Genomic DNA, 13390 nt, shown 5'->3' with positions numbered 1-13390 from the left:
CACAAGGACCTGTTGTCGTGGTTCGGCCGAACGGCGAACCGCGACAGCAGGTCCTTGGACGATCTGCCGAAGACCCCCTACTGGCGGGTGTCCATCGACGTCTGCAGCGCGCGCCGGGCGGCCTCGCGCTCTTCGTCACTCTGCTTTTCGTGCTTGCGCTTCGTGCTCATGAACAGCGTCCTTCCAGGGCGGAGCTGGCGGGTGGTCGCCCGACGGCGGCGCCGGGATCACCGGCGCGGAACGCGTCGCTGCGTCGAGCCCGGGTCTGGTGTGACCCTGGAGGCAGCACGGCGGGTTACCACCGTGTCACCAACCAAGCTAGCGTTCAGGTCCCAGAGTTCGCGCGACGTTCCCAATAGGCGGAACGATCGTTCAGCGCGCGAACAGATGCCAGCCCAGCCACCACCAGAAACCGAAGAACCCGATCCGCCCCACGGGCACCCTGCCCACCTCGTACGCGATCGCGTGCGCGCAGACCTCGCCCAGCGTCGGGATGGTCGAGTCCCGCCGACGGGCCAGCACCTCGACCACCGCACAGGCCACAATGGCCACGAGGAAGCCGGCGATGGCGATGGCCCTGGTCAGGCTCATCGGCGCACCAGCGCCCAGAAGCTCGACAGCCACACGAAATAGCCGGCCGTGCGCAGCAGCTCGTCTTCCAGCAGGGGGTCCGCCAACCGGGAGAACGTCGGGAAGTCCGGCGTGGAGCCGAGCAGGAACGTGCTTCCCTCGAAGACCCCGAAGATCCCGATCGGCAGCAGCCACCAGGTGGTGCCGGGACCCAACCGGCCGGGCAGTGGGCGACGGACCTTGCCGGTGAGGCCGAGCCAGAGCATCGCCCCGCCGACGCAGATCGTGTAGACGTTGGCCCGGGTCGAATAGGACGGAAGCTGGCCACCGATCAGCGAGAGGAACCCGAGCACCGGCAGCGTGACCACGGCACGGTCCCAGTGGGGCGGTGCGTCGGTGGTGGCGAGCTCCAGCTCCTCCATCCATCGATTGTGGCCGGAGGCGCGTGTGAGCGGCTACCCCAGCTGGGAGCGGATGGCCTCGATGACCTCGTCGACGGTGCCCCGGCCGGTGAAGCCGGCGGCCAACTTGTGCCCGCCACCGCCGAGCGCGACCGCGACCCGACTCACGTCGATCGCGCCCTTGCTGCGCATGGAGACCGCCCACTCGGCCGCACCGACCTGCTTGACCACCAGGCTCACGTCGGCCTCGGCCGCGCACCGCACCGAGTCGATCAGCGGCTCCAGGACGTAGGGCTTCTGCTCGTGGCGGGCCAGGTCGTCAAGGGTCGCGTAGGTCCACACCAGACCACGACCACCGGCGGCCGCGGGCTCCAGCGTGGCCCGACCGAGCACGTCGCCGTAGAGCCGGACCGCGCCGAACGGCCGCGTGTCGAAGACTCGGCGGGAGATGTCGCCCGGGCTGATCCCGGTCGCCAGCAGCCGCGCGGCCATCTCGTGCACGGAGGGCGTGGTCATCGCGAACCGGAACGAGCCGGTGTCGGTGGCCAGCGCGACGTAGAGGCACTCGGCGATCTCTGCGTCGAGCGGCACGTCGAGCCGCCGCAGCAGCTCGTCGGCGACCACGGAGGTCGCCGCCGCGTCCGGGTCGACGATGTTGATGGTGCCGAAGCCCGGGTTGGAGGCGTGGTGGTCGAGCACCACGGCGGTCTTCGCGGTGGTCAGCCGGTCGACCAGACCGCCGAGCCGCGACGTGGCCGCCGCGTCGAAGCAGAGGACCAGCTCGGGCGCGGGTGCGGCGTCGGCTTCCGGCACCAGCAGGTCGAGGCCCGGCAGGGCGACGAACGGCTCGGGGACGTCCAGCGGGCCGGGGAACGTGCACTGCAGGTTGGCGACGCCGAGGCGGCGCAGCCCGAGGCCGAACGCCAGCATGCTGCCCAGCGCGTCACCGTCGGGGTTGACGTGGCAGATGAGCAGCACCTTGTCGGTCGGGCGCAGCCCGCGCACCGCCGCGACGGCAGCGGCCCAGTCGGCTTCACCCGGTCCAGCGGGTGCGCCGGCGGCCACCGCCGTGGCCGAGAGGTCGGTCACCGGCGATCCTCCATCGGGGCGTCGTTGGCGACCTCGTCGTCGTCTTCGTCGTCATCTTCGTCGAGCTTGTAGGGCTGAGCCTCGCCGGCGTAGGTGGCACCGGCCGCCAGCCGCTGCACCTCGGCGTCGGACGTGCGCGCCTTGGCGAGCAGCTCGTCGATGTGCTTCGCCTGGTCCAGCACGTTGTCCTGGACGAACGTCAGGGTCGGCGAGTGCCGCAGCCCCAGGGCCTTACCGACAGTGCTGCGCAGCACGCCCTTGGCGCTCTCCAGCGCGGCCGCGGTCGCCTCCTGCTCGGCGACGTCACCGAGCACCGTGTAGTAGACGGTCGCGTCGCGCAGGTCGGCGGTGATCCGCGAGTCGGTGATCGTGATCATGCCTAGCCGAGGGTCCTTGATCTGGGTGCGCACCACCGAAGCCACCAGTTCCCGCACGCGCTCGGCGTGCCGGCGCACCTTGGCCGGGTCCGTCATCTCGTCACCTCCGCCGTCTTGCCTACGCTCAGACATTACCCGCGTGCCACTTGGGCGAGCGGACCGCCGTGGCCCGTCACCCGGGCACCACGGCCCACTACTGTCAGTCATCCTCGCCGTGCAGCCGGCGCTTCGCCGAGAGCAACTCGATCTCCGGCCGGCCCGCCATGAGGCGCTCGCACGCGTCGAGCACCTCGGCCACGTGACCGTGGTCGGCGGACACCACCGCCACGCCGATCTCGGACCGCCCGACCAGGTCGAGCGAGCCCACCTCGGCGACGGAGATCTCGAAGCGTCGCAGCGCCGCGACGATCGGCCGGACGTAGGAGCGCTTGGCCTTCAGCGATCGCGAGTCGCCCGGCAGAAGCACGTCGAATACCGCGGTTCCTGTGAACATCGGCGCACAGCCTAACCCCGTACCAGGAAGATCAAATAGCTATTTCAGTCGAACTGGAACGGGCGGGTGGCCGAAGCCACCCGCCCGTTTCGTCAAGCCGTGATCAGCGCGGCTTCTCGCGCATCTCGAACGTCTCGATGGAGTCGCCGATCTGGAGGTTGCCGTAACCGGCCAGGGTCAGACCACACTCGAAGCCCTCGCGGACCTCGGTCGCGTCGTCCTTGAACCGCTTGAGCGAGCTGATCGTGACGTTCTCCGCCACGACCGCGCCGTCGCGCAGCACCCGTGCCTTGGCGTTCCGGCGCAACAGGCCGGACCGCACGATACAACCGGCGATCATGCCGACCTTCGACGAACGGAAGACCTCGCGGACCTCCGCCGAACCGAGGTCGACCTCCTCGTACTCCGGCTTGAGCAGCCCCTTGAGCGCCGCGTCGATCTCCTCGATGGCCTGGTAGATGACCGTGTAGTACCGGATCTCCACGCCCTCGCGGTCGGCCGTCTCGCGGACCTTGTTGGAGGCCCGGACGTTGAAGCCGATGATCGTGACGGCCTCGGACGAGGCGCTGGCCAGCATGACGTCGCTTTCGGTGATCGCGCCGACGCCCCGGTGGATGATCCGAAGCTGGACCTCTTCCGGAATGTCGAGCTTGAACAGCGCGTCCTCGAGAGCCTCGACCGAACCCGAGACATCGCCCTTGAGCACCAGGTTGAGCGAGGTCTTCTCGCCCTCCTTGAGCTGCTCCATGAGCGTCTCGAGCGTGGCCCGGCCCCGCGAGTTGGCGAAGCTCGCCGCTCGCCGCCGTGCCTGCCGCTGCTCGGCGATCTGCCGAACGGTGCGGTCGTCCTCGGCAGCCAGGAACGTGTCACCCGCACCTGGCACCGCGGTCAGACCGAGCACCAGGACCGGACGCGCCGGACCCGCTTCGACGACCGGAGTGCCGTTCTCGTCGAAGAGGGCCCGCACGCGGCCGTGTGCGCCACCGGCGACGATGGAGTCACCCGCCCGCAGCGTGCCCTTCTGCACGAGGACGGTCGCCACCGCACCGCGACCCTTGTCGAGGTGGGCCTCGATCGCGACACCCTGCGCCGGCCCGTCGATCGGAGCCGTGAGGTCCAGCGACGCGTCGGCGGTCAGGAGCACCGCTTCGAGCAGTTCGTCGATGCCGATGCCGGGCTTGGCGGCCACGTTGACGAACATCGTCTCGCCGCCGTATTCCTCGGCGACCAGACCGTATTCGGTCAGCTGCTGGCGAACCTTGTCCGGGTTGGCTTCCGGCTTGTCGATCTTGTTGACCGCCACCACGATCGGCACGTCGGCCGCCTTGGCGTGGTTGAGCGCCTCGATGGTCTGCGGCATCACGCCGTCGTCAGCCGCCACCACGAGGATGACGATGTCGGTGACCTTGGCACCACGGGCACGCATGGCGGTGAACGCCTCGTGACCCGGGGTGTCGAGGAGCGTGACCGCCCGCTCGATGCCCTCGTGCTCGACGTGCACCTGGTAGGCACCGATGTGCTGGGTGATGCCACCGGACTCGCCCTCGACCACGTTTGCCTTGCGGATCGCGTCGAGCAGCTTGGTCTTACCGTGGTCGACGTGACCCATGACGGTCACGACCGGCGGACGGCTGACCAGACGGTCCTTCGCGACCTCGGCGTCGAGGTCGATGTTGAACTGAGCCAGCAGCTCGCGGTCCTCGTCTTCAGGACTGACGATCTGCACGTCGAAGCCGAGGTGCTCGCCGAGCAGCAACAGCGTGTCGTCGGAGCACGACTGGGTCGCCGTCACCATCTCGCCCAGGTTGAACATCTCCTGGACCAGCGAACCCGGGTTGGCGTCGATCCTGTCAGCGAAGTCGGAGAGCGACGCACCGCGCGAGAGCCGGACGACCTGCCCGCTGCCCCGCGGGGCACCCGAGCTCATCGTCGGCGCGGACAGATTGTCGAACTCTTGACGCCGCTGCTTCTTCGACTTGCGACCGCGGGTCGGCTTGCCACCCGGACGCCCGAAGGCACCCGCGGCGCCGCCGCCACGACCACGACCGCCACCACCGGGACGACCCGGCGCACCGGCACCCGCCGGACCGCCGCCGCCACCGGGGCCGCCGCGGTAACCGCCGCCACCACCGGCACCGCCACCAGGACCGCCGCGGTAACCGCCACCACCGGCACCGCCACCGCCACCGGGGCGGAAGCCACCGCCGGCACCGCCGCCGCCACCTGGGCCGCCGCGGTAACCGCCGCCGCCGCCACCGGGACGACCAGCGCCGCCGCCGGGACCGCCGGGACGGCCGGTGCCAGCACCGGCCGGACGGCCGGGACGCTGCGTGGGCATGGAGGCCGGGCTGGGCCGAGGCGGCATGGAGGCCGGGCTCGGCCGAGGCGGCATCGAACCCGGGTTGGGCCGCGAACCGCCGCTGGGCGCATTGCCCGTGCGACCGCCGCCACCACCGGGAGTGATGCCGAACGGGTTGTTGCCGCCGCTACGTGCCGGCGGACGGCCAGGACCGGGACGCGGGCCGTTGCCGCCCGGCGTGGGGCCGGACGCCGGCCGCGCGGCCGGCGAACCGGGCCGCGGCGGGACGCTGCCCGGGCCCGGACGGGGCCGGGAGGGTGCGCCACCGTCGGCCGGAGGCTCGCGCCGGACCTGCTCGCGCTCCTGAGCGCGGGCTTCCTGCGCGGCCTTGACCGTGGCTTCCTGGTCTGCCTTGAGCTGCGCGGCACGCTGTTCGGCGGCCGCCACCTCGATGTCGTGCGCGCTCGCCGGCTTGGCCACCGGCGCCGGCGGGCCCGGAACCGGGCCCTTCGGACGCGCAGTCGGAGCCGAAGGAGCTGACGGTGTCGCCGGCGCCGACGGGCGGCGGGGCGGCATTGGCTTGGCCGAGATCCTCGGCTCACTGGGAGTGGGGCGCCCATTTCCGGCCGGCGGCGCGGACGGCGCCGGTGCCTGGGAACCCTCTACGAATGCGCCACGAAGACGGCGGGCGACGGGCGCCTCCACCGTGCTTGACGCGGACTTGACGAACTCGCCCATCTCCTTGAGTTTGGCGAGAACGGTCTTGCTGTCGACCCCGAGCTCTTTTGCAAGCTCGTGTACGCGGGCCTTGCCTGCCACTGCACTCCTCACTCCGAGGCCGTGCGGGCAGCACCCGCAGCGACCTCACTCGTGCACTTGAAGCCTGGTCATTTCTGGGACTTCATCGTGTGCTCATGTCGGTCGTCCTACCCTGCTGCTGCGAAACCCGCCCAGTCGGATGATCGGGCGTGATGGTTGACGCGTGAATGTGCTCGGCTAGCTCGCCGGTGTCAACGACACCAACTTTACGTAGCGCCCGCCCGAAGGCATGGCGTTTGAACGCTAGCGCGAGGCAAGCCGGCTCGGGGTGCAAATGCGCGCCCCTCCCCGGCAGTCTGCGGTCCGGATCCGGCCGAAGTCGGTAATGATCTCCGTCGCCGACCGCCACGAACCGCAGGAGCTCGTTGGCTGGCGCGCGTTGCCGGCAACCTATGCAGGTGCGCTCCGGCCGCGCACGTCGAGCCGTCATTCAGTCTACCCCTATGCCCCGGCGGGCGCTCCGCCCGGCTCCGGCGCGTGATCCACGCCGCGCTCATCGGCCGCTGGTTGTTCGCTGTCAGACCGGATGTCGATCCGCCAGCCGGTCAGCCTGGCCGCGAGCCGGGCGTTCTGCCCTTCCCGCCCGATCGCCAGGGACAACTGGTAGTCGGGCACGGTCACCCGCGCGGTGCGGGTGGCCAGGTCGACCACCTCGACCCGCAGCGCCTTGGCCGGAGACAGGGCGTTGCCGACGAACTGGGCCGGGTCGTCCGACCAGTCGATAATGTCGATCTTCTCACCGTGCAGCTCGCTCATCACCGCCCGGACCCGCTGGCCCATCGGCCCGATGCAGGCGCCCTTGGGGTTGACGCCGGCCACCGTGGCGCGCACCGCGATCTTGGAGCGGTGCCCGGCCTCGCGCGCGATCGCGGCGATGTCCACGCTGCCGTCGGCGATCTCCGGCACCTCGAGGGCGAACAGCTTCTTCACCAGGTTCGGGTGCGACCGCGACAGGGTGATCTGCGGGCCGCGGAAGCCCTTGGCCACGTGCACGACGACGCAGCGGATCCGCTGGCCGTGCCCGTAGACCTCGCCGGGGACCTGCTCCGACTGGGGCAGGACCGCCTCCAGCTTGCCCAGGTCGACGGTGACGATGCCCTTCTCGGAGCGCGCCTCGTGTGCCTGGATCACGCCGGTGACCAGGTCACCGTCGCGGCCCACGTACTCGCCGAAGTGCACCTCGTCAGTGGCCTCGCGCAACCGCTGCAAGATGACCTGTTTGGCCGTCATCGCGGCGATCCGCCCGAAGTCATGCGGAGTGTCGTCCCACTCCCTTGTCACCGTGCCGTCTTCGTCGACCTCCTGCGCGAACACCTGAGCCGCCCCGGTCTTGCGGTCGATCTCCACCCGGGCATGCGGCTCGGCGCCCTCGGTGTGCCGGTAGGCGGTCAACAGTGCGGTCTCGATCGCCGCGAGGATGGTCTCGAACGGGATCTCCCGCTCGCGCTCCAGTGCGCGCAGCGCCGCGAGGTCTATGTTCACCTCTGCTCGTCCTCCAATCCGTCCTCGTCGTCGTCGTCGAACTCCGCGAGATCGTCATCCGCGACCTCTTCGGCCCGACTGAACTCGACCTGGACCCGGCCCGGGCCGAGGTCGCCGTGCGCGATCGCAGTGTGCTCTCCGGCCACGTCCAACATGACACCGGCGTCGTCGACTCCGACCACGCGACCGGTGATCGGACCGACCTTCACCAACCGGCCGATGTTGCGCCGCCAGTGCCGGGGCAGGGTCAGCGGCCGGTCGACACCGGGCGAGCTGACCTCGAGCTGGTATTCGCCCGCCACCAGCTCGTCGCCCTCCTCCTCGGCGGCGTCCAGGGCCACGGAGACCGCCCGGGACATGTCGGCGACGGCGTCGAGGTCGAGGCCGCCGTCGCGGTCGACCACGACCCGCACCACGAACCGGCGGCCGGCCCGCGAGATGTTCAGGTCTTCCAGGTCGTAGCCGGCGCTGTCGACCACCGGCTCGACCACGGCACGCAGCCGGGCCCGGCGCGCGGCCAGGTCACCGCGGGGTGCGGCCGGCCGTGGGCCGGGCGCGGGGCGCCCGCCGGCGGCTCGGCTTCGCTGTGCCATCGGGGCCACCCTTCATGTCGGTCGGCGCCCATGCCCATGACGCTGAGCCACCGGACCCACGTCCGGTGGCTGGGCAGAGCCTAACGCGCTGCGCCACGGGCCAGCCGGGCGGCGCACCGAACCCCCCGAGCGGGCGGGCCATGGTGTTGACTGACGTGGTGCACGGTGGTGATGAAAAAGACAAAACCCCCCTTCGAGTACGACGCCGCGCAGTGCTCGCGTTCGGCGCCGCCCTCACGGTGGGTGCCGCGGGTGGGTGCGGGCTGCTCGACCGGACGCCCGACGAGCCACCACCGCCCGACCCCCTGCTCCCGCTGGCCGACGACGCGGTCCGGCTCGCCGCGCTGCACCGGTCGGCCGCGGCGGAGCTCCCCGAGCGGGCGGCGGCCCTGACCGCGATCGCCGAGGCGCACGACGCGCACGCGAAGGAGCTGTCGCGGATCATGGCCACCCCGGCGCCCAGCCCCGCCGCGTCGGGCTCGGTCGCCGCGTCCACACCGACCGCCGAGGAGCGGATCGAGTCGCTGCGGGTGGCCGAGAAGGCCGCCTACGAGGCGGCGGTGCAGGCCTGCCTGCGCACACCGAACCACCGCGCGGCGCTGGTCGGCTCGATCGCCGCCGCCCGCGCGACCCACCTGGAGGCACTCAAGTGACCGGGGAGCTCACCGCCGCGCTGTCCGCCGAGTACGCGGCGATCTTCGCGTACGGGCCGATCGGGGTGCACCTGACCGGTGCCGAGCAGTCGGCCGCCCGGGCCGCCGAGGCCGCCCACCGCACGCTGCGCGACGCGCTGGTGCTCGCCCTGACCGGCTCCGGCCTGCCGCCCGCCGCGGCCGCCTACCGCCTCCCCGAGCCGGTCGTCGACCGCGCGGCCGCGCTGCGGGTGGCGATCTCCGTCGAGGAGAAGACGGCGGCGGTCTGGCGGGCCGCGCTGTCGGCCACCGTCGACACCCAGCGCCGCCAGGCCCTCGAAGCGCTCACCGGCTGCGCCGTCCGAGCCACCCGCTGGCGCCGCTTCGCCAAGATCGACCCGATCACGGTCGCTTTCCCGGGGAAGGCACCTGCTTAGCCCGATCTTGGGGCGATTTGCCAGCCGCATACTCCGTATGCATACTCAGTAGCCATGTCCATCAGACACGGGCTCCTCGCGCTGCTCGAGCGTGGCCCCATGTACGGCTATCAATTGCGGGCCGCCTTCGAGGAGTCGACCGGCGCCACCTGGCCGCTCAACATCGGGCAGGTCTACACGACCCTGTCCCGCCTGGAGCGCGACGGCCTGGTGCGACCGCTGCCCGAGAACGACGGGGGCCAGCGGCCGTACCAGCTCACCGACCTCGGCCGGGCCGAGATCACGGTCTGGTTCGTCACCCCGATCAGCCGCACGGACCGGCCCCGCGACGAGCTCGCGATCAAGCTGGCCCTCGCGCTGACCACGCCGGGCGTCGACGTGCGCGCGGTGGTGCAGACCCAGCGCACGTCGACCATCCAGACCCTCCAGGAACTGACCCGCCTCAAGAACAGGTCCGATAAACCCAGCGACCTGTCCTGGCGGCTGATCCTCGACGCGATGGTCTTCCAGGCGGAGGCCGAGGTGCGCTGGCTCGACCACTGCGAGGCCAGCCTGCTCCGCCACCAGCCCTCCGCGCTCACTCCCACCCCCGCGCCGGAAGGCGCCGACACCGACGACCGGACGGAGGCCAACCGGTGATCCTCGAACTGCGCGGTGTGCACCGCACCCACGGCACCGGAGAGACCGCCGTACACGCCCTGCGCGGCGTCGACATCGGCGTGGCTCCCGGCGAGCTCGTGGCCGTCATGGGCCCGTCCGGCTCCGGCAAGTCGACCCTGCTCAACCTGGCCGGCGGGCTCGACTCGCCCAGCCAGGGCGCGGTGCTGGTCGAGGGCGAGGTGCTCGGCGACCTCAACCGCAAGCAGCTCGCCCGGATGCGCCGCCGGCACGTCGGCTACGTCTTCCAGGACCTCAACCTGCTGGCCAGCCTGACCGCGGTCGAGAACGCGGCGCTGCCGTTGGAGCTCGACGGCATGGCCGTACGCAAGGCCCGCAAGCTGGCCGAAGCCGCGCTGGAGGAGGTCGGCCTGGCCGACCTGGCCCGGCGCTTCCCCGACGAGATGTCCGGCGGGCAGCAGCAGCGGGTCGCGATCGCGCGGGCGCTGGTCGGCGAACGACGGCTGGTGCTCGCCGACGAACCGACCGGGGCGCTCGACTCGACGACCGGCGAGGCCGTGCTGCGGCTGCTGCGCAACCGGGTCGACGCGGGCTCGGCCGGCGTCCTGGTCACCCACGAGGCCCGCCACGCCGCCTGGGCCGACCGCGTGGTCTTCCTGCGCGACGGCGTCGTGGTCGACACCACCAGCCCGGTCGGCGAGCCGGAGCAGCTCCTCGAGGCCAAGGCATGAGCGAGCGAAGCGAGCGCAGTCAACTCAGCCGTCCGAGCTCTTGCTCCGCCGACCGAAGGGAGGCGGCGGCATGAGCGTTTGGCGTACGTCGCTGCGGATCGCGGTGCGTGAGGCTCGGCGGGCCAAGGGCCGCACCGCGATGGTGCTCGTCCTGATCAGCCTTCCGGTGCTCGGCCTGGCGTTCGCGGCGGTCACCTACGACATGTTCGACCTGCGCCCGTCCGAGAAGATCGACCGGCAGATCGGCGCGGCCGACGCGAAGCTCCAGTGGTACGACCAGACGCCGGTCAAGCAGAACCTCTCGGGCGACAGCTGGACCAACGAGCAGGAGCAGGCGGGGCCGGGTAAGCCGTTCCAGCCCACCGAGCGCGACGTGCTCGCCCAGCTTCCGGCCGGCAGCACCGTCATCCCGATGAGCGGCGCCTGGGTGGATATGCGCACCGCCGCGGGCATCGGCAGCGTCGAGGTGGTCGGCATCGACGCCGCCAGCCCGCTGGCCAAGGGCATCGTCACCGTCCTTGACGGCAGGGCGCCGAAGGCCGGCAACGAGGTGGCGTTGAGCCGCAAGGCGATGGACCGGATGGGTGCGCACGTGGGTGGCACAGTGCAGGACGCCGCCCGCACCAAGACGTACTCGGTCGTCGGCGTGGTCGAGTCGCCCAGCAACCTGGGCGAGCTGATGGTCACCCCGCCGGACCTCACCCAGGTCGGCGGTTGGCTGGTCGACACGCCCGGTCCCGTGTTGTGGTCCGACGTGCGGCAGCTCAACGCACAGGGCATCGCGGTCGCGTCGCGGTCGGTCAACCTCGACCCGCCGGCCAACCCGGAGGGCGTACTGCCTGAAAACGGCGGCGGCCACACGGACGGGCTGCAGATCGCCGCCGTGATCGGTGGCCTCGGCCTCTTCGAGGTGGTGCTGCTGGCCGGCCCGGCCTTCGCGATCGGCGCCCGGCGGCGCCGCCGCGAGTTGGCGCTCGTCTCGGCCAACGGCGGCACCCCGGCTCACCTGCGCCGGATCGTGCTCGCCGACGGCATCGTGCTCGGTCTCGCGGGCGCGGTGTTCGGCATCGCCCTCGGTGCCATCGGTGCGGTGATCGCCCGGCCGCTCGTCGAGGTTTACGTGGCCGGCGAACGGGCCGGCGGCTACCGGTTCTTCCCGGTCGCGCTCGCCCTGGTGGCGGCCCTCGCGCTGGTCACCGGAGTCCTGGCCGCGCTGGTCCCGGCCGTGTCCGCTGCCCGGCAGGACGTGGTCGCGGCCCTGACCGGCCGGCGTGGCGCGCTGCGCTCCCGGCGCCGCTGGGTGGTGCTCGGTGTCCTGCTCGTCGTGTTCGGTGGCCTCGTGGCCGTCGCCGGCGCGCTGACCTCGCGGGCCGTCGGCATCCTCGGCGGCCTCGTGCTGGCCGAGCTCGGCCTGGTGCTGATCACCCCGGCGCTGGTCGGTGTGATCGCGTCGCTCGGCCGGTCCCTGCCGCTCGGGCCGCGGATCGCGCTGCGGGACACCGCCCGGAACCGCGCGGCCGCCGCTCCGGCGATCTCCGCGGTGATGGCCGCGGTGGCGAGCTGCGTCGCGCTCGGCACGTTCCTGGCCAGTGACACCGACCGCCAGGTCGACCAGTACCGGACCGGGTTGCCGCTCGGCTACGCCGCCATCCAGCTCGCCAACGCCGACAAGGGCGTGCCGACACCGGAACGGGTCGCGGCCGCAGCGGCACCGAGCCTCGCGGTCACCGGTGTGCAGCAGGTCGACGGGATCTCCTGCCCGAAGGACGGCACCGGCGAGAGCCAGTGGTGCTACGTGTCGGCCAAGATGCCCGCCGCGCTGGCCTGCCCGTTCGACCGCAACGCCGGCGAGCTCCCCGCGGAGCAGCAGAAGCAGGCGTTGGCCGACCCGCGCTGCAAGACGGCCGCCTACCAGATCGGCATCTCGTCGTTCAACACGGTGGTCGGGTCCGGTGCCAACATGGCGGCGCTGTCGGCACCATCGCAGGAGGACCTCCGGGGGGCGGCCACCGTGCTCGCCGCCGGCGGTGCCGTGGTCAGCGATCCGAACCTGCTCACCGACGGCAAGCTCACCCTGGAGGTACGCGGCGACGACGGCTCCGGCGACGGCATCGAGAAGGTGCTCCGGACGGCCACCGTCGCGGGCTACGCACTGCGCACGGGCGTCGAGGCCTCCCAGGGCCCGCCGGCGATCGGCATGACGCAGCGCATCTACGTGTCGCCCGCCGCGGTCGCGGCGCTCGGACTGAGCACCGTGCCCGAAGGGTTCGTGGTCTCCACCGCGAAGGTGCCCGACCAGGCCGCCCAGGACCGGTTGGCGGCCGCGGTCGCCGAGCTGCCCGGCCGGGGCTACGCGTCGATCGAGCTGGGCGCGCCGACCGGGGTGCCGCTCGTAGCGCTGGTACTCGCGGCCGCCGCGATCATCGTGGCGCTCGGCGCCACCTTCGTGGCGACGGGGCTCGCCGCGGCCGACGGTCGGGCGGACCTGTCGACGCTGGCCGCGATCGGGGCGGCGCCGAGCATGCGGCGGGTGCTCACGCTCAGCCAGGCCGGCGTGATCGCGGGGCTCGGCTCACTGCTCGGCACGGTGGCCGGGCTCGGCACCGGCTGGGCGATCCTGGCCTCGTACAACCGGGGGTTCACCGACCACTGGCCACAGGAGATCCCGTACCCGTTCGCGGTGCCCGGCGTCGTCCTGCTGCTGCTGGTGTCGATCCCGGTGATCGCGATGCTCGGCACCGGCCTGGTCACCCGGGCCCGACTGCCGATCGAGCGCCGGGCCGACTGATCGACGGGCGCCCGGCCGAGTGATCGACGGGCGCCCCTCCCCTCCGGGCGCCCGTACCCGC

General features: G+C 71.9%; 14 protein-coding genes. 5 read left to right on the top strand and 9 right to left on the bottom strand.

The window, feature by feature from the left end:
* Nucleotides 1-372 precede the first annotated feature (372 nt).
* The 9 genes from BLV39_RS19685 to rimP all read right to left on the bottom strand — a co-directional run bounded on the left by BLV39_RS19685 (nucleotide 373) and on the right by rimP (nucleotide 8123).
* The gene (locus BLV39_RS19685; RefSeq protein ID WP_176984987.1) at nucleotides 373-591 is read right to left on the bottom strand and encodes a DUF6186 family protein; all 219 of its coding nucleotides are present in this window, start codon (nucleotides 589-591) and stop codon (nucleotides 373-375) included.
* Entirely contained in the window at nucleotides 588-992 is a 405-nt protein-coding gene (locus BLV39_RS19680; protein ID WP_090794413.1) for a hypothetical protein, read from the bottom strand. The genes BLV39_RS19685 and BLV39_RS19680 overlap by 4 nt, the downstream gene beginning before the upstream one ends.
* 33 nt (nucleotides 993-1025) lie before the next feature.
* Nucleotides 1026-2060, bottom strand: coding sequence for a DHH family phosphoesterase (locus tag BLV39_RS19675; protein WP_090794410.1), 1035 nt, complete (start codon nucleotides 2058-2060; stop codon nucleotides 1026-1028).
* Nucleotides 2057-2533, bottom strand: coding sequence for a 30S ribosome-binding factor RbfA (gene rbfA, locus BLV39_RS19670; protein WP_090794407.1), 477 nt, complete (start codon nucleotides 2531-2533; stop codon nucleotides 2057-2059). Before rbfA ends, BLV39_RS19675 begins: the two co-directional genes overlap by 4 nt.
* Before the next feature lie 103 nt (nucleotides 2534-2636).
* Entirely contained in the window at nucleotides 2637-2930 is a 294-nt protein-coding gene (locus BLV39_RS19665) for a DUF503 domain-containing protein (RefSeq protein WP_090794404.1), read from the bottom strand.
* Nucleotides 2931-3033: 103 nt separating this feature from the next.
* Nucleotides 3034-6048 (bottom strand): translation initiation factor IF-2, encoded by a 3015-nt coding sequence (gene infB, locus BLV39_RS19660; RefSeq protein ID WP_090794401.1) that lies wholly within the window; start codon nucleotides 6046-6048, stop codon nucleotides 3034-3036.
* Between the two features lie 82 nt (nucleotides 6049-6130).
* A complete protein-coding gene (locus tag BLV39_RS19655) occupies nucleotides 6131-6478 on the bottom strand; it encodes a YlxR family protein (protein WP_090794398.1) in 348 nt (115 codons plus the stop codon).
* Between the two features lie 11 nt (nucleotides 6479-6489).
* Nucleotides 6490-7530 carry a transcription termination factor NusA gene (nusA, locus tag BLV39_RS19650; RefSeq protein WP_090794394.1) on the bottom strand — a complete coding sequence of 347 codons (1041 nt, stop codon included), beginning with the start codon at nucleotides 7528-7530 and terminating at the stop codon, nucleotides 6490-6492.
* Nucleotides 7527-8123 (bottom strand): ribosome maturation factor RimP, encoded by a 597-nt coding sequence (gene rimP, locus BLV39_RS19645; protein ID WP_090794390.1) that lies wholly within the window; start codon nucleotides 8121-8123, stop codon nucleotides 7527-7529. The genes nusA and rimP overlap by 4 nt, the downstream gene beginning before the upstream one ends.
* Before the next feature lie 212 nt (nucleotides 8124-8335).
* Here rimP and BLV39_RS19640 point away from each other — a divergent pair, with 212 nt between their 5' ends.
* The 5 genes from BLV39_RS19640 to BLV39_RS19620 all read left to right on the top strand — a co-directional run bounded on the left by BLV39_RS19640 (nucleotide 8336) and on the right by BLV39_RS19620 (nucleotide 13329).
* Complete coding sequence (locus BLV39_RS19640; protein WP_090794387.1) at nucleotides 8336-8776, top strand: hypothetical protein; 441 nt, start codon at nucleotides 8336-8338, stop codon at nucleotides 8774-8776.
* Nucleotides 8773-9192, top strand: a complete 420-nt coding sequence (locus tag BLV39_RS19635) for a ferritin-like domain-containing protein (protein ID WP_090794384.1) — start codon at nucleotides 8773-8775, stop codon at nucleotides 9190-9192. Before BLV39_RS19640 ends, BLV39_RS19635 begins: the two co-directional genes overlap by 4 nt.
* 54 nt (nucleotides 9193-9246) lie before the next feature.
* Nucleotides 9247-9831, top strand: coding sequence for a PadR family transcriptional regulator (locus tag BLV39_RS19630; protein WP_090794381.1), 585 nt, complete (start codon nucleotides 9247-9249; stop codon nucleotides 9829-9831).
* Entirely contained in the window at nucleotides 9828-10541 is a 714-nt protein-coding gene (locus BLV39_RS19625) for an ABC transporter ATP-binding protein (RefSeq protein ID WP_176984986.1), read from the top strand. The genes BLV39_RS19630 and BLV39_RS19625 overlap by 4 nt, the downstream gene beginning before the upstream one ends.
* 70 nt (nucleotides 10542-10611) lie before the next feature.
* Complete coding sequence (locus tag BLV39_RS19620; RefSeq protein WP_090794376.1) at nucleotides 10612-13329, top strand: FtsX-like permease family protein; 2718 nt, start codon at nucleotides 10612-10614, stop codon at nucleotides 13327-13329.
* Nucleotides 13330-13390: the final 61 nt, after the last annotated feature.

This window comes from Asanoa ishikariensis (assembly GCF_900107455.1).
In the GTDB taxonomy this organism is placed as follows: Bacteria; Actinomycetota; Actinomycetes; order Mycobacteriales; family Micromonosporaceae; genus Asanoa; species Asanoa ishikariensis.
This window is presented reverse-complemented; position numbering and strand designations above follow the sequence as displayed.